Origin of the sequence: Mesorhizobium sp. WSM3859, assembly GCF_002295065.1 — a bacterium.
In the GTDB taxonomy this organism is placed as follows: domain Bacteria; phylum Pseudomonadota; class Alphaproteobacteria; order Rhizobiales; family Rhizobiaceae; genus Mesorhizobium.
In genome coordinates this window covers 145,054-164,337 of the sequence record NZ_NSGG01000006.1, presented here as the reverse complement: position 1 = coordinate 164,337, position 19,284 = coordinate 145,054, and the positions used below count along the sequence as shown (strand labels likewise).

At 63.4% G+C, this 19,284-nt stretch carries 26 protein-coding genes; 18 read left to right on the top strand and 8 right to left on the bottom strand.

Annotated features, from left to right (window positions below; translation table 11 throughout):
* Window positions 1-26: 26 nt before the first annotated feature.
* Entirely contained in the window at window positions 27-428 is a 402-nt protein-coding gene (locus CK230_RS15465) for a rhodanese-like domain-containing protein (protein ID WP_095818034.1), read from the top strand.
* 4 nt (window positions 429-432) lie between these two features.
* Here CK230_RS15465 and CK230_RS15460 read toward each other — a convergent pair whose 3' ends face one another.
* Window positions 433-1,341 (bottom strand): alpha/beta hydrolase, encoded by a 909-nt coding sequence (locus tag CK230_RS15460; protein WP_095818033.1) that lies wholly within the window; start codon window positions 1,339-1,341, stop codon window positions 433-435.
* Between the two features lie 47 nt (window positions 1,342-1,388).
* Here CK230_RS15460 and CK230_RS15455 point away from each other — a divergent pair, with 47 nt between their 5' ends.
* Window positions 1,389-1,841 (top strand): MarR family transcriptional regulator, encoded by a 453-nt coding sequence (locus tag CK230_RS15455; protein WP_095818032.1) that lies wholly within the window; start codon window positions 1,389-1,391, stop codon window positions 1,839-1,841.
* A gap of 12 nt (window positions 1,842-1,853) precedes the next feature.
* Here CK230_RS15455 and CK230_RS15450 read toward each other — a convergent pair whose 3' ends face one another.
* Both CK230_RS15450 and CK230_RS15445 read right to left on the bottom strand, forming a co-directional pair.
* Window positions 1,854-2,465 carry a pyridoxamine 5'-phosphate oxidase family protein gene (locus tag CK230_RS15450; RefSeq protein ID WP_095818031.1) on the bottom strand — a complete coding sequence of 204 codons (612 nt, stop codon included), beginning with the start codon at window positions 2,463-2,465 and terminating at the stop codon, window positions 1,854-1,856.
* Between the two features lie 93 nt (window positions 2,466-2,558).
* Window positions 2,559-2,912, bottom strand: coding sequence for a DUF971 domain-containing protein (locus CK230_RS15445; protein ID WP_095818030.1), 354 nt, complete (start codon window positions 2,910-2,912; stop codon window positions 2,559-2,561).
* A gap of 310 nt (window positions 2,913-3,222) precedes the next feature.
* Between CK230_RS15445 and moaA the strand changes: the two genes are divergently transcribed.
* The 13 genes from moaA to CK230_RS15380 all read left to right on the top strand — a co-directional run bounded on the left by moaA (window position 3,223) and on the right by CK230_RS15380 (window position 12,874).
* Entirely contained in the window at window positions 3,223-4,218 is a 996-nt protein-coding gene (gene moaA / locus CK230_RS15440; protein WP_095818029.1) for a GTP 3',8-cyclase MoaA, read from the top strand.
* Window positions 4,219-4,273: 55 nt separating this feature from the next.
* A complete protein-coding gene (locus CK230_RS15435) occupies window positions 4,274-4,768 on the top strand; it encodes a hypothetical protein (protein WP_095818028.1) in 495 nt (164 codons plus the stop codon).
* A 113-nt stretch (window positions 4,769-4,881) separates the two neighbouring features.
* Window positions 4,882-5,238 (top strand): hypothetical protein, encoded by a 357-nt coding sequence (locus tag CK230_RS15430; protein WP_095818027.1) that lies wholly within the window; start codon window positions 4,882-4,884, stop codon window positions 5,236-5,238.
* Between the two features lie 123 nt (window positions 5,239-5,361).
* Window positions 5,362-6,282, top strand: coding sequence for a DMT family transporter (locus CK230_RS15425; RefSeq protein ID WP_095818026.1), 921 nt, complete (start codon window positions 5,362-5,364; stop codon window positions 6,280-6,282).
* A 5-nt stretch (window positions 6,283-6,287) separates the two neighbouring features.
* Window positions 6,288-6,920, top strand: a complete 633-nt coding sequence (gene mobA, locus CK230_RS15420) for a molybdenum cofactor guanylyltransferase MobA (protein WP_095818025.1) — start codon at window positions 6,288-6,290, stop codon at window positions 6,918-6,920.
* A complete protein-coding gene (gene mobB / locus CK230_RS15415; RefSeq protein ID WP_095818024.1) occupies window positions 6,917-7,432 on the top strand; it encodes a molybdopterin-guanine dinucleotide biosynthesis protein B in 516 nt (171 codons plus the stop codon). Before mobA ends, mobB begins: the two co-directional genes overlap by 4 nt.
* 151 nt (window positions 7,433-7,583) lie before the next feature.
* On the top strand, window positions 7,584-8,369 hold the full coding sequence (locus tag CK230_RS15410; protein WP_095818023.1) for an ABC transporter substrate-binding protein: 786 nt from the start codon (window positions 7,584-7,586) through the stop codon (window positions 8,367-8,369).
* A gap of 78 nt (window positions 8,370-8,447) precedes the next feature.
* Window positions 8,448-9,164, top strand: a complete 717-nt coding sequence (locus tag CK230_RS15405; RefSeq protein ID WP_095818022.1) for an ABC transporter permease — start codon at window positions 8,448-8,450, stop codon at window positions 9,162-9,164.
* Entirely contained in the window at window positions 9,161-9,985 is an 825-nt protein-coding gene (locus CK230_RS15400; RefSeq protein WP_095818021.1) for an ABC transporter permease, read from the top strand. The genes CK230_RS15405 and CK230_RS15400 overlap by 4 nt, the downstream gene beginning before the upstream one ends.
* Window positions 9,986-10,177: 192 nt before the next feature.
* Complete coding sequence (locus CK230_RS15395) at window positions 10,178-11,047, top strand: NAD(P)-dependent oxidoreductase (protein WP_095818020.1); 870 nt, start codon at window positions 10,178-10,180, stop codon at window positions 11,045-11,047.
* 6 nt (window positions 11,048-11,053) lie between these two features.
* Entirely contained in the window at window positions 11,054-11,758 is a 705-nt protein-coding gene (locus CK230_RS15390) for a DNA alkylation repair protein (RefSeq protein WP_095818019.1), read from the top strand.
* Window positions 11,718-12,296: a GNAT family N-acetyltransferase gene (locus CK230_RS15385; protein ID WP_095818018.1), complete on the top strand. Its 579-nt coding sequence runs from the start codon at window positions 11,718-11,720 to the stop codon at window positions 12,294-12,296. The genes CK230_RS15390 and CK230_RS15385 overlap by 41 nt, the downstream gene beginning before the upstream one ends.
* Window positions 12,297-12,358: 62 nt before the next feature.
* Window positions 12,359-12,874, top strand: coding sequence for a DUF3299 domain-containing protein (locus CK230_RS15380; RefSeq protein WP_245429932.1), 516 nt, complete (start codon window positions 12,359-12,361; stop codon window positions 12,872-12,874).
* Window positions 12,875-12,954: 80 nt separating this feature from the next.
* Here the strand turns inward: CK230_RS15380 and CK230_RS15375 are convergent, their stop codons facing one another.
* From CK230_RS15375 to CK230_RS15360, 4 genes are all read right to left on the bottom strand, one after another.
* Window positions 12,955-13,446, bottom strand: a complete 492-nt coding sequence (locus CK230_RS15375; protein WP_006205209.1) for an Lrp/AsnC family transcriptional regulator — start codon at window positions 13,444-13,446, stop codon at window positions 12,955-12,957.
* A 108-nt stretch (window positions 13,447-13,554) separates the two neighbouring features.
* Window positions 13,555-14,172: a uracil-DNA glycosylase family protein gene (locus CK230_RS15370; RefSeq protein WP_095818017.1), complete on the bottom strand. Its 618-nt coding sequence runs from the start codon at window positions 14,170-14,172 to the stop codon at window positions 13,555-13,557.
* Between the two features lie 27 nt (window positions 14,173-14,199).
* Window positions 14,200-14,811 (bottom strand): glutathione S-transferase, encoded by a 612-nt coding sequence (locus CK230_RS15365; protein WP_095818162.1) that lies wholly within the window; start codon window positions 14,809-14,811, stop codon window positions 14,200-14,202.
* A gap of 47 nt (window positions 14,812-14,858) precedes the next feature.
* Entirely contained in the window at window positions 14,859-15,482 is a 624-nt protein-coding gene (locus CK230_RS15360; RefSeq protein ID WP_095818016.1) for a thermonuclease family protein, read from the bottom strand.
* 76 nt (window positions 15,483-15,558) lie between these two features.
* Between CK230_RS15360 and CK230_RS15355 the strand changes: the two genes are divergently transcribed.
* The gene (locus CK230_RS15355; protein WP_095818015.1) at window positions 15,559-17,082 is read left to right on the top strand and encodes a HAMP domain-containing sensor histidine kinase; all 1,524 of its coding nucleotides are present in this window, start codon (window positions 15,559-15,561) and stop codon (window positions 17,080-17,082) included.
* Between the two features lie 16 nt (window positions 17,083-17,098).
* Here CK230_RS15355 and CK230_RS15350 read toward each other — a convergent pair whose 3' ends face one another.
* On the bottom strand, window positions 17,099-18,094 hold the full coding sequence (locus CK230_RS15350; protein WP_095818014.1) for a nicotinate-nucleotide--dimethylbenzimidazole phosphoribosyltransferase: 996 nt from the start codon (window positions 18,092-18,094) through the stop codon (window positions 17,099-17,101).
* 165 nt (window positions 18,095-18,259) lie between these two features.
* Between CK230_RS15350 and CK230_RS15345 the strand changes: the two genes are divergently transcribed.
* Both CK230_RS15345 and CK230_RS15340 read left to right on the top strand, forming a co-directional pair.
* Window positions 18,260-18,490: a DUF1289 domain-containing protein gene (locus CK230_RS15345; RefSeq protein ID WP_095818013.1), complete on the top strand. Its 231-nt coding sequence runs from the start codon at window positions 18,260-18,262 to the stop codon at window positions 18,488-18,490.
* An 11-nt stretch (window positions 18,491-18,501) separates the two neighbouring features.
* A complete protein-coding gene (locus tag CK230_RS15340; protein ID WP_095818012.1) occupies window positions 18,502-19,206 on the top strand; it encodes a TIGR02281 family clan AA aspartic protease in 705 nt (234 codons plus the stop codon).
* Window positions 19,207-19,284 lie beyond the last annotated feature (78 nt).

Sequence of the window (19,284 nt, the reverse complement as noted above, 5' to 3'; positions counted from 1 at the left end):
TTGAGCCGTGGCGTGGAGGATGCGCAGTGAAGAAGGGATATCGCGAACTGCTCGATGAGGCGAATGCCGAGATCGAGGTGGTATCGCCCGAGGAAGCGGCCGGGCTGCTGGAGGATGAGAATACGATCTTCGTCGACCTGCGCGATCCTCGCGAAGTCGAGCGCGACGGCAAGATCCCCGGCGCCAGGCACGTCACGCGCGGCGTGCTGGAATTCTGGATCGACCCCGAAAGCCCTTACCACAAACCGTTCTTCGCCTCCGGCAAGACCTTCGTCTTCTTCTGTGCCGGCGGCTGGCGCTCGGCTTTAGCCACCAAGACCGCGCAGGACATGGGCCTGACGCCGGTCAAGCACATCCTCGGCGGCTACACCGCCTGGAAGGCGGCCGGCCTGCCGGTCGAGCCGGGGCAGAAAAAGAAGGCGGACTGACGGATCAGTGCAGGACTGATTCCCGCTGCCCGGTCACAAAGCCGACCGCGCGCGAGACGACATCCCTGTCGGCGAGGATACGCCGATGGCCAAGCCCTTCGGCCCAGTGCAGGTGGACATGTTCGCCGGCGCCCGCGTAACGCTTCGCATGGTCGGCATGGACCTCGCGATCGTCCGGCGCGTGGATGATCAGCGTCGGGACAGGCGCCGCGGCTAGCTGGCGATCGCCGGTGAAGTCGCAGAGCGGCCGGCCCGAGAGGTGTTTCACCCTGTCCGCCATGGCGACGCGGGAGCGTGGCCCAACATTCATCATATCGCTGAAGTCGTCGAAGATTGCAGGCAGCGAGCTCGGCGCGGCAATCAGCACCAGCTTTTGCGCTGCCAGCGGCGGCATGTCCTTCACTGATGCCGCCACGGCATTGGCCGCAATTGCGCCGCCGAAGGAGTGGCCGACGATGGCGGCAAAGGGACCGAACCATTCGCCCGTGACGCGCACCGCCTCCACGGCATTCACCATGTTGAGACGGCGGCCGAGCGAATGGCCATGTCCGGGCAGGTCGAGCGAGACGACCTTGTAGCCGGCGCCGCGGAACCCTTCGATCAAGGCGCGCATATATTCGGTGCGCGAGCGCCAGCCATGGATGACGAGCACGGTGCCGCGCGACTCCCTGCCCGGCTCCGGCCGGAATTCATGCACGGCAACACAATCCGTCCTGGTCTTCAGCCGATGATGACGCGCCTCGGCCATGAAGGCTGAAGCGCGTTCGACGGCCCGGCGTTCGCCGTCGCTCAGGCTCTTGACGCTGGGTGTCCGGCAAAACAATTCGAACGCGGCGCGACCGCTAAGACGCGGCGCAACATGCTCGGCCGCGCCGAAAACGCCCCGGATGACCTTCATTCCAAATGATGCCATATTGGCAGTCCATCCATTCGTTCAAGCATGAACATAATAGTTCAAACATGAACATTAAGCAAGAGCTGCCCTGGGACAATCCACGCTTCCGCAACTGGGTTGCGGTGGCGCGCGCCTGCCATGTGCTGGAGCGCACGCTGGCGGTGAAGCTGGCGCCGCTGGACCTCAAGCCGGCACAGCTTGACGTGCTGATGAACCTCTACCGCCACCCCGGCATGTCGCAGCACGACCTTGCCCGCAAGCTCCTGGTCGGCCGCTCCAACATCACCATGCTCTTGCCGCAGCTCGAGGGGCGCGGCCTGCTGCGCCGCGAAGGCGACGAGAAGGACAAGCGCGTGTTGCGCCTGAACCTCACCGAGGCCGGCGAAGCCCTGCTGATGAAGGCGCTGAAGGTTCACATGGCGCTGATCGAGAAGGCGATGAGCCAGTCGACCCCGGAACAGTGCGATCTGATCGGCGAGCAGATGCGCAAGATCGCCGACGTTCTGAAGGAAGCCTGAGCCGGCTTCCAATCACCACATGGTTTTCTTCGCCCGCTCCGGCCATTCCTGGTCGTACTTCTGGCCATCGATATTCTTGCGGCTGGTGATCTCGAGGATCTGTCCGGGTGTCGGCAGCGACTTCGGGTCGACATGCCTGGCCGGGTTCCACAGTTCCGAGCGCACGATGGCGCGGGCGCACTGGAAATAGACCGTGTCGACATCGATGACGGTGACCGAGCGGGCCGGCTTGCCGTCGATCATGAAGGACGCGCAAAGCCCGGCGTCGGTCGTGATATGCGCGCGGCCGTTGATGCGCAGCGTGGTGCCCGAGCCCGGCACCAGAAACAGCAGCCCCACGCGCGGATCGCGAATGATGTTCTTCAGCGAATCGGCACGGTTGTTGCCGCGCCTGTCCGGCATCATCAGCGTCCTGTCATCGATAAGACGCACGAAGCCAGCGAGATCGCCGCGCGGCGAGCAGTCGAGCCCTTCTGGCCCGCTGGTCGCCAGCGCCACGAAGGGCGAGGCCTCGATGAAGGCGGCGTATTCGGGAATCACACGGTCGAGTTCCTTGACGATCGAAGCTTCGCCCGGCAGCCCGTAAAGCGCCTCGAGCTGTTCGACGGATGTGATGCACGACATTTTTTTCGCCTCCTGACCTTTTGCCGGCGCTACCCCATGCCCATGACGCCTTGACGACAGCCGGCTGTCGACATTGGATTGCGATGTGCCAAGCTAACGGTCCCGGCTCAGCCCCTTCTCGGCTAGCTCCGCCAGATAGGCGTTCCAGCGCTGGTCCTTCTCATGGCCGAGCGTATGGAGATAGTTCCAGGTGAAGATGCCGGTGTCATGGAAATCGTCGAAGGTGATGCGCACCGCGTAGTTCCCGACCGGCTCGATCTTGAGGATTGCGACATTGCGCTTGCCGGGGACCGTCACCCGTTGCTCCGGCGAATGGCCCTGCACTTCCGCCGATGGCGAAGCCACGCGCAGGAACTCCGCCGGCAATTCGAACGGCTGATGGCTCGGAAAGGTCACGGTCAAGAGCTTGCGGTCCTTCGAGACCCTGAGTTCCTTTGGCGCGGTCATGGCTGGTCCTGTCTAGAGCCAGATGATTTCAGGTCGAATCGACCTGAAATCTGAATCCGTCTCTAAGTCAAAGAGATAGAGCATGATGTCGTCCGAAAAACCGCTTCACACTTTTCGGCATCATGCTCTGGGTTGCGCCCTTCCCTACGCCGCTTCGCGCGATGCGGAAAGCCATTTGAGGCCAGCCGACACGCGATGTCGGTCGGGGAATGTTACCAAAGATCAAGACCTTCTATCTTGAATGCGGCATCGGATCGTATCACATAGCCATATATAACGACGCCGCTCAGGCCACGGGAAACGCTTGCCAATGGACATGATCGACCCCTTCGGTCGCACGATCAGCTACCTGCGCGTGTCGGTCACCGACCGCTGCGATTTCCGTTGCACCTATTGCATGGCCGAGGACATGACCTTCCTGCCGAAGAAGGATCTGCTGTCGCTCGAAGAACTTGACCGGCTCTGCACCGTTTTCATCGAGAAGGGCGTGAAGAAGCTGAGGCTCACCGGCGGCGAGCCGCTGGTGCGCAAGAACATCATGCATCTGGTGCGCCAGCTGTCGCGTCATCTGGACAGCGGCGCGCTGGAAGAGCTGACGCTGACCACCAACGGCTCGCAGCTTTCGCGCTTCGCCGCAGAGCTCGCCGATTGCGGCGTCAAGCGCATCAATGTCTCGCTGGATACGCTCGATGCCGCAAAATTCCACCAGATCACGCGCTGGGGCAATCTCGGCAAGGTGATGGAAGGCATCGACGCCGCGCAGAAGGCCGGGCTGAAGATCAAGCTCAACGCGGTCGCGCTGCGCGACTTCAACGATGCCGAGATCCCCGAGCTGATGCGCTGGGCGCACGGCCGCGGCATGGACCTCACCCTTATCGAGACCATGCCGATGGGCGAGATCGAGGCCGACCGCACCGACCAGTATCTGCCTCTGTCGATGCTGCGCGCCTCGCTGGAGCGCCAGTTCACGCTCTCCGACATCCCTTACAAGACTGGCGGCCCTGCCCGTTATGTCCATGTCACGGAGACCGGCGGCCGGCTCGGCTTCATCACACCGATGACGCATAATTTCTGCGAGAGCTGCAACCGCGTGCGACTGACCTGCACCGGCACGCTCTACATGTGCCTCGGCCAGGAGGACGCTGCCGATCTGAGGGCACCGTTGCGTGCCTCCGAAGGCAACGAGCTGCTCGGCGAGGCGATCGACGAGGCCATCGGCCGCAAGCCCAAGGGCCATGATTTCATCATCGACCGCCGCACCAGCCGTCCTTCGGTCTCGCGGCATATGAGCGTCACCGGCGGCTGATTTTCTTCGCGGCTTGATGCATGATCGCCTTTGGTTGTTGGCCAAAGGGGGGAACATGCAGAATCTTCGGCGCAGCGGCTGCCCATCGCTGGCGGCTATCCTGTTCCTGTCCGCAATCATCACGACAACGGCAACTGCCAAGCCGTTCACCTACGTGAATGCGCGGTTCGGCCAGTCATGCACATTTCCCGATGATATCTTCGACAAGCCGATGCCCGAACCGGAAAACGGCGACGGACAGCAATGGCTCAGCGCCGACGGCGCCAGCCTGACCTGCTCCGGCATCTACAATGTCGATAACGACACCCCGAAGGGTTTCGTTGCCCAGGAGAAAGCCAGCGCCGAGCCAGGCTACACGGTCACCTACAGCAAGACCGGCAAGAACTGGGCGGTGCTCTCTGGAACCAAGGACGGTAAGGTCTTCTACGAACGGCGCCTGTTCGGGAAGGACGACGTCATCCGCACCGTCTGGATCGAATATCCCACCGCGCTCAAGGCGAAATACGACCCTCTGGCCGCCGCGATCGCCAAGAGCCTGCGCGGCCCTTGAGCCCGGCCGGCTGCCCTGAAAATAAAGCGCTCGCGCCCACCCTCTGCCCGATTTACCGCCGGCCTTTTCCGGCCTAGCCTTCCAGCGCGATTTTCGCTCTCAGGGGGAGTGCCATGCGCACATTCATGCTTTCACTTGCAATGCTTGGGATTGCTTCCATGCCGGCTTCGGCCCAGTCAATCGGCGGCACCTACACCGTCGCCGGCACCAACTTCGACGGCTCGAAATATGATGGCGAAGCCACCATCACGCTGACCAGCGACACAACCTGCACGATTCACTGGGAAACCGGCGGCTCGACCTCGGACGGCATCTGCATGCGTAACGACAATGCGTTTTCCGCCGGCTATGCGATGGGCAAGGAAGTCGGCCTCGTCGTCTACAAGATCGAGAAGGACGGCTCCTTGCACGGGCTGTGGACCATCGCCGGCCAGAACGGCAACGGCACCGAAGTGCTGACGCCGAAATAAGTCTTCGAAATCTTTACAAATCGATCTCGTGGGCCACGCAGAAATTCGTGGCCCATTTCTTTGCCGTTGCTGTTTCTCGGCTGCCTGCTACAGGCTTGAGGCGAAATAGAACCGGAAACGCCTTTGCCCCTCTCGCCAAATCTGCGCGGCGCGCTGTTCATGATCGTGGCCATGGTCGGTTTCACCTTGAACGATGCGATCACCAAATTCTCTTCCGAATCGATGAACATGGCGCAGGTCATGCTGGTGCGCGGCGCCTTCGCGTCGCTCTTCGTCGGCCTGCTGGCCTGGCGGCGCGGCGCGCTCGCCAATCCGGCCGCCATGCTGCAGCCGATGGTGGCGATGCGGGTGGCCGGCGAGGCCGGCGCCACCGTATCGTTCCTGATCGCGCTGGCGCATCTTCCGATCGCCAATGTCTCGGCGGTGCTGCAGGCGCTGCCGCTGGCGGTGACCATGGGCGCGGCGCTGTTCTTCGGCGAAGGCGTCGGCTGGCGGCGCTGGCTTGCCATTGCCGTCGGCTTCGCCGGCGTGCTGATCATCGTGCGGCCGGGCTTTGAGGGTTTCAGCGTCTATTCGCTGCTGGCATTGACCAGCGTCATCTGCTGCGCGGTGCGCGACCTCGCCACCAAGCGCATCCCGCAGGCGATCCCGACAATGCTGGTGTCGACGGCGACGGCGCTCGCCATGACCGTCGTGGGCGCGCTGCTATTGTCGCCGATGGGCGGCTGGACGCCGATGAACGGCAAGGCGACCGCGCTGTTGGCCATGGCGGCGGTGCTGGTGCTGGTCGGCTATCAGTTCATCATCATGGCGATGCGCTCGGGCGACATCTCCTTCATCGCGCCGTTCCGCTACACCGCCCTGCTCTGGTCGATCCTGCTCGGCCTGGTGGTTTTCGCTGACATTCCCGACCTGCCGATGATCGTCGGCGCCGCCATCATCATCGGCTCCGGCCTCTATGCGCTCTACCGCGAACGCGTCGTCGGGCGGCGGCAGCCGGCAGCCGAAAGCGCTGGACCCGACATGGCGCCGGACGGCATATAGGCGCGATGGACCAAAGTGTTGCGGGGATCATTCTGGCGGGAGGCCAGTCGCGCCGAATGGGTGGCGGCGACAAGCCTCTGCTTTCATTGGGCAAAGCCAGGCTGATCGATCATGTCGCCGCGCGATTGAAGCCGCAGGTCACGACCCTCGGGCTCAATGCGACCGGCGATCCGGCGCGATTTGCCGGCATGGGCCTGCCGGTGATCGAAGATACGGTGCCGGGCCATGCCGGACCGCTGGCGGGCATCCTCGCCGGCCTCGAATGGGCGGCCGGGCAGACAGGCTGCCGGTTGCTGATGAGCGCCGCCGGCGATACACCATTCTTCCCCGACACCCTCGTCGAGCGCCTCGCAGCCGCAACCCGCGAGCGGCCGGACGCGATTGCTGTCGCCAGTTCGGGCGGCAGGTGGCATCCGACCTTCGCGCTCTGGCCGCTCGGCCTGCGCGACGCCTTGCGTCGTTTCCTGGTCGACGAGGACAACCGACGGGTTTCGGCCTTCATGGAGCGCCAGGGCCATGTCGAGGTCGAATTTCCGATGATCGTGGCCGGCAACCAAAAGATCGATCCGTTCTTCAACGTCAATACGCCGGACGACCTTGCGGCGGCGGAGCGTCTGTTGCAAATCCTCGGGTCATGAGACGCGTATTCGGCATCACCGGCTGGAAGAACTCCGGCAAGACGACCCTGACGGAAAAGCTGGTCACCGAGCTGGTGGCGCGCGGCTGGACGGTTTCGACGGTGAAGCATGCCCACCATGACTTCGATATCGACAAGCCGGGCGCCGACTCCTTTCGCCATCGGCAGGCGGGCGCCACCGAGGTCGCGATCGTTTCTGGCCGGCGCTGGGCGCTGATGCACGAATTGCGGGGCGAGGACGAGCCGACGCTGGACGATATTCTGGCACGGCTGGCGCCCGCGGACATCGTGCTGGTCGAAGGCTACAAGCGCGAGGCGCACAAGAAGATCGAGGCAAGGCGGCTCGAGGCCAAGGACCGGACGCCGCTTTCGGCCAACGATCCCAACATTGTCGCGGTCGCCGCCGACTTCACGGTCGAAGGTGAAGGCCTGCCCGTTTTTGATCTCAACGACACGAAATCGATAGCCGACTTTGTCGAGCGCAGCACAGGTCTCGTCGCTGAAACCAAGTAACGCAGCGGCACGTCCCGATTGTCGTTCGCCGTTGATTTGCAGTTGCTTTTTTCTCGCAAAGAGTGGGAGTATCCGCCTCAGCGGGCGGTAAAGAAGCTCCGCCCACAAGAGCCGCACGGGACAGCGGCCATGACAATATGAGAGGATTATCATGCGTATTGCACTGCGTATCGCGCTTGCCGCTTCGGCCGCGCTGCTGACACTTGGCGTCGCCCAGGCTCAGGAAAAGACCCTGAGGATCGGCACCGAAGGCGCGTACCCGCCCTTCAACAACCTGACCTCGGACGGCCAGCTGGTCGGCTTCGACATCGATATTGCCAAGGCGCTTTGCGACGAGATGAAGGTGAAGTGCACCTTCGTCGCGCAGGATTGGGACGGCATCATCCCGGCGCTCCAGGCCGGCAAGTTCGACGCCATCGTCGCCTCTATGTCGATCACGCCCGAGCGCCAGGAAAAGGTCGACTTCACCCACAAATACTACAACACCCCGTCGGCCATCGCCGTGCCGAAGGATTCGCCGCTCAAGGGTGTGACCAAGGAAGACCTCGCCGGCAAGAACATCGGCGTCGCCACCACGACCACGCACTACAACTATGCCTCCAAGACCTACACGGACAGCACCATCAAGGGCTATCCGAGCAGCCCCGAGGAGCAGGCCGACCTTGCCAATGGCCGTCTCGACGCGATCGAGGACGACATCGTGGTGTTGCAGCAGTGGCTGGATACGCCGGACGGCGCCTGCTGCAAAATCCTCGGCCAACCCTCGCCGCAGCCTGTCGAGATATTCGGACCGGGCGCCGGCATTGCCGTGCGCAAGGGCGAGACCGATCTGGTCAACAAGCTGAACGAAGCGATCGACACTATCCGCAAGAACGGAAAGTACAAGGAAATCAACGATAAGTACTTCAAGTTCGACGTCTACGGCGCCGAATCCTGATCGTTACGCCAAGGGCGGTGAGGCACTCCTCGCCGCCCTTCTCTTCTCCCGGGATCGCCACGGAGACACGACCCGTCAATGCCGGCCCAAAGCATTTGGACACTTCTCAGCTGGGGACCGGATGGCTGGAGTGACGACATTGCGTCTGGCGTTCTGGTCACCATCGTGCTGGCGCTCGCCACACTGCCGATCGGCCTAACGATCGGATTTTTCGTCGCCTTCGCCAAGCAGCATGAAGAGCCCTCGCTGCGGCTCGCCGCCAACATCTACACCACGGTTTTTCGCGGCCTGCCGGAGCTGGTCACGCTCTTCCTGTTCTTCTTCGGCATGCCGCTTCTGTTGCAACACATAGTGCGGCTGTTCAATCCGAATGCCACTATCGACGTCAACAGCTTCATCGCCGGCATGATCGTGCTGTCGCTGATCTTTTCATCCTATGCCAGCGAGGTCTTCCTCTCGGCGTTCCGCGCCATTCCCAAGGGCCAATATGAAGGCGGGTACGCCATCGGCCTGGCGAAATGGCAGACGATGCGGCTGATCATCCTGCCGCAGCTGATACGCATTGCCTTTCCCGGCCTGGAGAATTGCTGGCTGAGCCTGCTCAAGGACACCTCGCTGGTCTCGGTGGTCAATCTCGCCGAGACCTTGCGCCAGTCCGGCGTCGCGGCGCGCGTCACCAAGCATGCCTTCCTGTTCTACAGCGTGGCGGCACTGATCTTCCTGGCTCTTGCCATCCTGTCATCGATCGGCACGAGCTACATCCTGCGCTATCTCGGACGGAGGGAAGCGCGATGAGCGTCAGCCAGGCCATCGTCGTCGACAAGCCGCCCCCTCTGGCCCGCGGCTGGCCGCGCGCCCGCATCGTCGGCTACGCAATGGTCGGCGTATGGATCCTCTTCGGTCTCGGCATTGTCGCTTACCTCGTCTACGCCTGGAATCCAGAGTTCTTCGCCCGCTACGCGCCGGCCTATCTACAGGGCCTGGGAACGACCCTGTCGCTGGTGTCGATTTCAATGGTGCTGGGAGCGATCTTCTCATTGCCAGTCGCTTACGGCCGCATGTCGAAGAACTGGCTCCTTTCGGGGCTTGCCTATTGCTACGTCTATTTCTTCCGCGGCACGCCACTGCTCGTGCAGACCTATCTCGTTTATTACGGCGTCGGCTCCTTCCGGCCGGAGCTCGAAACGGTCGGATTGTGGTGGTTCTTCCGCGAGGCCTTCTACTGCGGTGTCTTTGCCTTCTCGCTCAACACCGCGGCCTATCAGGCCGAAATCCTGCGCGGCGCCATCGAAAGCGTGCCGCGCGGACAATGGGAAGGTGCGGCCTCGCTCGGCCTGCACAAATTGCAGACGCTGCGCAAAGTCATCCTGCCGCAGGCGATCATCGTCGCGCTCAGGCCCTATGGCAACGAGCTCATCCTGATGATCAAGGCCTCGGCGATCGTCGCCATCATCACGGTCTACGACCTGATGGGCAACGCCAAGCTCGCCTATGCCAAATCCTTCGACATCCAGGCTTATATCTGGGTGGCGATCGTCTACCTGGTGATGGTCGAGATCCTGCGCCACGGCGTCGAATGGATCGAGCGCCGGATCACCGTCCATCTGCATCGCTGAGCAGTTCCCGGAAAAGTGTGAAGCGTTCAGGTTCGGCGACTTCGCCGTGACCTTCCGTCCGGAATTGCGCTACACAAAGAGACCATCTCGGCATCGCCTTGCCAGGCGATGCGGCTTGCCGCGCCTTGACGAATTCGCTGCATGGCCTAGACGTTCCGCCACTGAAATCTCTGTTTGTTGGAAGGCAGGTCTATGGCATCGGTTGCATTTCTCGGTCTTGGCGTCATGGGCTATCCCATGGCCGGGCACCTCAGGAACAAGGGCGGCCATGACGTTACCGTCTATAACCGCACCAGGACCAAGGCCGAGCAGTGGGTGGCCCGGCATGGCGGCAAGCTGGCGCTGACGCCGGCCGAAGCGGCCGAGGGCAAGGACTTCGTCTTCTCCTGCGTCGGCAATGATGATGATCTGCGCTCGGTCACCACCGGCGCGAACGGCGCCTTCGCCGCGATGAAGAAAGGTTCTGTCTTCATCGACAACACCACCGCCTCGGCCGAGGTCGCGCGCGAGTTGGACGAGGCCGCGCGCAAGGCAGGCTTTTCCTTCCTGGACGCGCCAGTGTCCGGCGGCCAGGCCGGCGCCGAGAACGGCGTGCTGACCGTGATGGTCGGCGGCGATGAGGCCGCCTTCGACAAGGCGAGGCCCGTCATCGACGCCTACGCCCGCATGGTCGGGCTGATGGGCCCGGTCGGCGCCGGCCAGCTCACAAAGATGATCAACCAGATCTGCATCGCGGGCCTCGTCCAGGGCCTGGCCGAGGGCATCCATTTCGGCAAGAAGGCCGGCCTCGACATCGAGAAGGTTGTCGAGGTGATCTCCAAGGGGGCAGCCGGCTCCTGGCAGATGGAAAACCGCCATAAGACGATGAATGCCGGCAAATATGACTTCGGCTTCGCCGTCGACTGGATGCGCAAGGATCTCGGCATCTGCCTGGCCGAGGCCAACCGCAACGGCGCCAAGCTGCCGGTGACCGCGCTTATCGACCAATTCTACAAGGATGTGCAGGACATGGGCGGCAAGCGCTGGGACACGTCCTCGCTGCTTGCGCGCCTGGAAAAATAGGCGACGATGGGCCTGCCCGATCCGAGCTGGAGCGCCGACGACATCGTCGCGCACCTGCGTGCGATCGGCACGGAGACGAACTTGGCAGGTATGGCGCGCTTCGGCATCAACACGGCGAGCGCGCTTGGCATCGCCAATTCCGATTTGCGGCCGCTGGCGCGCAAGCTCAAGAAGAACCACGAGCGATCGCTTCTGCTGTGGAACAGCGGCATTCGGGAGGCGCGGCTGATGGCGGCCTTCACCGGCGAGCCGAAGAAAGTCGACATCGATCAATGCCGGCGCTGGGCCGCGGATTTCGACAGCTGGGAGATCGTCGACACCGTCGCCGACTTGTTTGCCGAAACGCCATTCTGGCGCGACCTGATCGACGAATTCGCCGAAGACGAACGCGAATTCGTCCGCCGCACAGCCTTTGCCATGCTGGCCTGGAGCGCGGTGCATCTTAAGAAAGAGCCGGACGCGACCTTCCTTACTTATCTGCCGCTGATCGAGAGACATGCCCGCGATCCGCGCAATTTCGTCCGCAAGGCGGTCAATTGGGCGCTGCGGCAGGTCGGCAAGCGCTCGATGAGCCTGCACGCCCCTGCCCTTGCGCTGGCGGAAAGACTGACGGCATCGTCCGACAGGACGGCGCGCTGGATCGGCAGGGATGCTGTGAAGGAACTGACAGATGCCAAACAGCTCGCAAGGCTCGCAGCCGCAAAAGCCTGACCTAGCCGGCATCCGCTTTGTCGAGGTGACGCAACAAACACGGGACCGTTTCGAAGACCTGTTCGAGCAGCCCGGCGCGCCGAAATATTGCTGGTGCATGGCCTGGCGCCATTCCAGCCGCGAGCACATCCCGAACGACGAGAAGAAGCGCATGATGATGGCGCTGATCGATGCCGGCACTCCGGTAGGCATCGTCGCCGAGTTGGACGGCAAGCCGGTCGGCTGGTGCTCGATCGCGCCGCGCGAGACCTACCGGAAACTGTCAAAGCGGCAGGACGATAGCGAGACCGGCATATGGTCGATCGTCTGTTTCTATGTGCCGAGGGCTTTGCGCGGCGGCGGGCTGGCCTCCGCCCTGCTCGACGCCGCGATCGCCCATGCCTTCAGCAAAGGCGCGCGCGTCATCGAAGCTTATCCCGTCGACGAGGCGGCACCCAGCTATCGCTTCATGGCTTTTCGCGACATGTTTGTCGCGCGAGGCTTCCATGAGATCGGTACAGCCGGCACGCGCCGGCATGTGATGCGGCTGGGCCGGTGAGCGGGGCCGGTCACGACGCTTTTATTCGATTTCGCAAATGGACTGAGGAGGATGGAGCGACCATGAGCAAGCGTTTCAAATCATACGCGGCGCTGACAGCCGTGCTCCTGCTCGCCGCCTCGCGAGCCGATGCTGCAGCCGATGTCGCGCATATCCTCTGGAAGGATCTGCGCCCCGCCACGCAAGCAGTCGCCGAGGACGCGAACCTGCCGATGATCGCGGCAAAATTGCCCGACCACGGCGAGACCTTGTCGCTCAACCTACAGGACAGAACGATACAACTAGCCGGCTATGCATTGCCGGTCGACCGCGATGGCGACCTCGTCTACCAGTTCCTGCTGGTGCCGTGGACCGGCGCCTGCAGCCACATGCCGACGCCGCCACCGAACCAGATCGTGCTGGTGACGCCGGCACATCCCTACACGATGAAAGAGGCCTATGAGCCGGTTGCCGTCACCGGTGTGCTGAAGCCCGGCATGGAGAAGAGCCAGCTCTTCATTCTCGACGGCGTGTCGATCGTCCAGTCGGGCTATACGGTACGCAAGGCGGAGGTAGCGAGCGTCGACAACTGTGCCTGACGCGATCACCCTGCCGGTCAACTCGCCGTGGAGTTTCCTCAACAAGAAGAAGAACTAACGCCCGGGATCTGGCATGGCGCTCACGCAGCGTTGGCGCCCGATTCCTTGTCCAGCACCATGTAGTCGAGCGGGATTTCGGTCGTGTATTTGATCTGCTCCATGGCGAAGGACGAGGACACGTCGCGGATCTCGATCTTGGCGATCAGCCGCTTGTAGAAAGCGTCGTAGGCGGCGATATCCGGCACCACCACGCGCAGCAGGTAATCGACGTCGCCGCTCATGCGGTAGAACTCGACCACCTCCGGGAATTCCTGGATGACCTCGGAGAAGCGCCGCAGCCATTCATGGCTGTGCGAATTGGTGCGGATCGACACGAAGACGGTGACGCGCACATTGACCTTCTCATGGTCGAGGATGGCGACGCGCCGCTTGATGACGCCCTCTTCCTCGAGCTTCTGGATACGTCGCCAGCACGGCGTGGTCGACAGGCCGACTTTCTTGGCGACGTCGGCCACCGCAAGCGTGGCGTCCTCCTGCAGGAGGCGGAGAATTTTTCTGTCGAGGCGATCCATGGGGAGGCTCCAGGGGAATAGTTTGGCTATAATCCCTTTTATCGGAGCCTTTCACAAGAAAGAAATTCTGCCGAAGGCGGCAAAAGCGAGTGATATCTTGCGGAATGCCTAACCAATGCGATAGCGGATTTCCGACCTCAGGAAGGGCAGCAAATCCATTTCAAACCAGGGATTCTTCTTCAGCCAGCCGGTGTTTCGCCACGACGGATGCGGCAGAGGCAACACTTTTGGACCGGCCGGCGCATCCCAGACGGTACGCCAATCCCTCACGGTATCCGTCAAGGACGCCGCGCGGGTCGTGCCAATATGCCAGGCCTGCGCGTAGCTGCCGATAGTCAGCACCAGTTCGATCTGCGGCATCAGCGCCATCAGCTGAGCGCGCCAAGCCGGCGCGCATTCGCGACGCGGCGGCAGATCGCCGCCCTTTGCATCCTGGCCGGGAAAGCAGAAGCCCATCGGCACAATGGCGAATTTTTCAGTGTCGTAGAACTCTTCGCTGCTGACGCCGAGCCAGCTTCTGAGACGATCTCCGGAAGCGTCTGTGAAGGGCATGCCCGAGATGTGAACTTTGGTGCCCGGGGCCTGGCTGGCGAGCAGGATGCGCGCGTCCGCGGACGGTCTCAGCACCGGCCGCGGCTCGTGCGGCAAGGGCCGGCCAAGCGGTTGGTCGACGCAGATGCGGCAGGCCCGCACCCTCGCGGTGAGGCGCTCCAATGGTTCGCTCATATCGGGCGGACTATCCAATTTCGTCGCTCAGGCCGTCGCGCTCGGCCGGCTCGTCAGCGCCCCGTACCAGCGCAGCACATTCGTGCACTCCTCTGGTACCTTGATGCGGGCCGGTTTCATGAAATCGATGGCGATCATGCCGGTGATATCGGCGACCGAATAGTCATCGCCGGCCGCGAACTCCCGCTCCGCCAGGTCATTGTCGAAGAGGCGCAGGAACTCGATCACCTTCGGCTTGTTGGCCTCTCCCCATTCCGGGATCTGCGGCACCTCCCACTCCTTCATCGCCGGATGGATGTGCCGGAACGCGGCCGCGACGCTGACCATGAGGTTCAGTTCAAGGCGCCTTTGCCACATCTCGACTTTAGCCTTGCCGAGCGCGCCCTTGCCGAACAGCGCCGGCTCGGGGTGCAACTCCTCGAAATAGCGGCAGATGGCGATCGATTCGGTGATGATGGTGCCGTCGTCGAGCTCGAGCACCGGCAGGCGCCGCAGCGGATTGCGCTGCGCCACCTCTTCGCCGCGATGCTCCAGCGCGCCCATGTCGACGGGCACAAGCGGCACCGTCAGCCCCTTCTCGGCAAGGAAGACACGCACACGCCGGGGATTGGGCGCGCGGCCGCCATCGAACAGCTTCATTCCATCCTCCAGCTTCTCCACCGGATCATAGGGCTCGGATACGCCCATCACCAGAAGCGAAAGAACTCGCGCAACGCGTCGCCGAACGAGGCCAGCGTGCCGTGCTTCCGCTCGACCGGCGCATCGTGATGGCTGTCGCGCCAATCCTGTGGCGCCTCGAAGCTGCCTGCCCAGATGCCGAGCTTGGCCGCTCTCGCCGCCGCTTCCTCGGTCTCGAAGCCGCCGAAGGCAACCGCCCATCCGGCCTGTACCTGGGCCCGGTTCAGGTCGGTGTCGCCTGCCCTGCAATCGCCGAGCAGCCGGCCGTAGCGGTCGCGCTGCCAGCCGCTGCAGAAAACAGGCCTGCCGGCTATCAGGCGCACCAGCGACTGCCGCGCCAGCTTGCCGCAGGGATAGTCGGCGCCGGCCTTCTGGCATGTCTGCAGATACTCAGGCGCATCGATGCCGCGCATGCGGATGCGCTCGGCCCCGAGCGTGATCGAATCGCCGTCATTGACGATCGCCGTGCCCTGCTCCGTACGCCTCTCAAAGCGATCGAGCCGCGCCGCCAGCAGGATCAGCAACCCGAGCAAGAGGAAGGCCAGCCCATAGTCCAGCAGCTTGCGCCAGAGGCTGCGCGGCGGGCTTGCCGCATAGCGCCGGCGCGGTCCTCGCGGCCCGAAGCGGCTCATATGGCAAACAGTCTCTTAATCATTCGAACGTAGCTTAACGAACTGAAAATCGCTGCGCGCAGAAATTGAAGTCCGTATGCCTTTGCTACGCTCGAACACAGCGGATAAATTCATTGTGGACCGCCGTAAACCGCACCGCAACAGCGATGTGGCGCGCGCGGTGCGCAAGACGCGCGACCGCCTTTCGCAACAAGCGGGCAGCCTCGACTTCGATCGCGAGCTCCTGAAACTGCATGCGCGCGCCATGGTGGTCAGCGCGGTCGCAACCCCGCTGCTGGTGCTTGCGGTGGCGGCTCTCGGCCGGCTGGCGGGCCTGGGCAACCAGATCGCCATCTGGGCCCTGGCGATGCTGCTTTGCTACGCGATCGTCGCTTTCATGTCGCGGCGCGTCGAGCGAACCGAAGCCGCCGAACTCGACCCGGCACAGACGCGCCGCGATTTTCTGATCGGCCATTTCCTGTGTGGCCTGGGCTGGGCATGGTTCGCATGGATCGGCTGCGAAACCTGCCAGATCGACCAGTTCCATGTGGCCAAGGCCATGGTGCTGCTGATCGCGATGGCGACGACCGCCGTGATGGCCTCCTCGCTTGGCGGCGCGCTGTTGGCGACCTTTGCCATCCCCGTTGCCGTCTATGTCTACACCATCATCCGCCTGTGGACGCCGATCGAAGCCACGATGGCGGCGCTCCTCATCGCCGCACTTCCCTTCTTCGGTTACGTCGCGCGACATCTTAATCAGGCCTCGTTGATGGTGTTGTCCTTCCGCTCGGAGAAGGACGCGCTGATCGCCGAGGTGGAGACGGCGAAATCGATGTCGGACGAGGCAAGGCGGCGCGCCGAGGACGCCAATCTGGCGAAGTCGCGCTTTCTCGCCTCGATGAGCCACGAGCTCCGAACGCCGCTCAACGCCATTCTCGGCTTCTCCGAGGTGATGGCCAATGAGGTGCTGGGGCCGATGAACAATCCGACCTATCGCGATTATGCCCATGACGTGCACGAGTCCGGCCAGCATTTGCTTGACCTGATCAACGAGATCCTCGACCTGTCGCGCATCGAGGCCGGCCGCTACCAGCTCAACGAGGAGCCACTCGTGTTGGTGACCATCGTCGAGGACTGCTGCCACATGATGGAGTTGCGGGCCCGCAACAAGGATATCCGCATCATCCAGGAGTTCGAGGAGACCTTGCCGCGCCTCTTCGCCGACGAGCGCGCGGTGCGGCAGATCACGCTCAACCTTCTATCCAATTCGATCAAGTTCACGCCGTCCGGCGGCGAAGTGCGCGTGCGCGTCGGCTGGACCGCCGGCGGCGGCCAGTACATTTCGGTCAAGGACAACGGCCCGGGCATACCGGAAGAGGAGATCCCGGTCGTGCTTTCCGCTTTCGGCCAGGGCTCGATCGCCATCAAGAGCGCCGAACAGGGAACCGGCCTCGGCCTGCCGATCGTGCAGGGCCTGCTCGCCATGCATGGCGGCGAGTTCGAGCTTCATTCCAAGTTGCGCGAAGGCACGGAGGCGATTGCCATCTTCCCGCTGAGCCGGGTGATGGAGGAACTGCCGGCCCTGCCGACCAAGACGGTCGCCACCCGCGGGCGCCGCTGACGCGATCCCCGCGGGTCTACAGCCGAACAGCCATCGCCATACCTGAGCTGGTCAGCGCCGCGGCCTTGACGATACCGGCAGCGAGAGCGGCCCCAACTCCTTCGCCATGGCTGATGCCGAAATCGAGCAGAGGCCGCAGTCCGAGCCTTTCGGCAGCCTTGGCATGACCAGGCTCGGGCGACAGGCCGGCAAGCAGACAATGATCGAGCGTGCCGGGGCTGGCCGCATGCAGAACAGCGGCCGCGGCAGTCGCCACGAATCCGTCGAGCAAGACGGGAATCTTCTCCATGCGGGCCGCAAGAATGGCGCCGCAGATCGCCGCGAACTCGCGGCCGCCGACCCGTCGCAGGGCCTCCAGCGGATCGCCGAGGCCGGAACCATGAAACGCCAGCGCCCGATCGACAACCTCGGCCTTTCGCGCCATCGTCGCCGCATCGGCGCCAGACCCCGGCCCAACCCAATCCGTCCCCTGGCCGCCGAACAGCGCGGCGCAAAGGGCAGCCGCAATGGTCGAATTGCCAACCCCGAGATCACCCAGGCACAGAAGATCGGCTCCGCCGGCAACCGCCTCCATGCCGAAGGCCATGGTCGCGGCGCAGCCGCGCTCATCGAGCGCAGCTTCCTCGGTGACGTCGCCTGTGGGGATATCCAATGCCAGGTCGAAGACTTTCAGGCCGAGATCGTTGGCGATGCAGACCTGGTTGATCGCGGCCCCGCCGGCGGCGCAGAGCTCGACTTCATCGGCGGTCGCCGCCACACGCCGCGGCGAAATGCCATGCCGGACGGCGCCGTGATTGCCGGCGAAGATCGCCACCAGCGGCCGGTTGATCGCCGGCGGCGCCCGCCCGCTCCAGGCGGCAATCCAGGCCGCGATGTCCTCGACGCGCCCGAGCGATTCGTTCGGCTTGTCCGCTTTGGCAAACAACGCGCGGACACGCGCGCCCGCCGCGTCATCGGCAGGCGGCAACGCCGCCAGGAGGCTTCGGAAGTCGTCGAAAGGCTTAGCAGGCATTTATGTCGGTCGCGGTTCGTTGCGGAAATCGCAAGCGGCATAGCCGCCTTCTCCGGCCGGCACAACCGCCTGGCGATGCCGCGAACAGGTGGCCTTGCGACGCATCGCGGAGGGCTTGCATTGCTTCGGCGGTTGCACCATGTGGAATGAACGCAAGAGAACAGCATGACCGCTATTGAATCCCCCTGCATCCTGGTCTGTTCGATCGATATGAAAACCGGGTTCTGCTTCGGTTGCGGCCGCACGCGCGACGAGATTTCCGGCTGGCTGACGATGACCCCCGAAACGCGCCGGGCGGTGATGGCCGAACTGCCGGCCCGGCTCGAAACGGTCGAGCGCCGGCCGCGCCGCGAAACAAGGCGTACCCGCATGGCGCGCGAACGTGGCGTTTTGTGAGAAGAAAACCGATGAACCGGCTGTTCTGGATCGTCATGGCGGTGATCGGCGTCGGGGTCGTGCTCTTGATGCTCAACAATTCGGCCGGGCACACCTTCGGCATGAACAACAATGATTTCGGCCGGCTGATCTGGGTCGGCCTGCTGGTTATGGTGATCGGCGCGAGCCTGCTCCGCTCCGGCCGGCCGCTGGGCGACATGGCGCGCAATCTCGGCGTCTGGGCCGCGTTCGTGCTCGTGCTGATCGCCGGCTACCAGTATCGCTACGAGCTGCAGGACGTCGCGAGCCGCGTGACCGCCGGCCTTGTCCCGGGCAGCCCGCTGGCGCTCGGCTTGGAGAATGGTCGCCCGACCGTCACGCTCGACAAAGCCGACAATGGCCATTTCGAGGCTCGCATCCTGGTCAACGGCACGCCGGTGCGCGCCGTCGTCGACACCGGCGCGACCAGCACGGTGCTGACATCGCAAGATGCCCAGGCCGCGGGTTTCAACCCGGCGGCGCTCAGCTACAGCGTCGACGTCTCCACCGCCAACGGCATGGCGCGCGCCGCGACGGTCAGGACCAACGAGGTGGCGATCGGCGGCATCGTGCGCAAGGATATGTCGGTGATGGTCGCCGCGCCCGGCATGCTCGACCAGAGCCTGCTCGGCATGAACTTCATCGGCTCATTGTCAGGCTTCGACGTGCGCGGCGACCGCATGATCCTGCGGGACTAGCGCGTTTTATAGAAACGGCGAAACGTCCCATCTCTTTGTTTTTACGCAGTTCCGGACGGAAGGTTAAGGCGAAGGCGC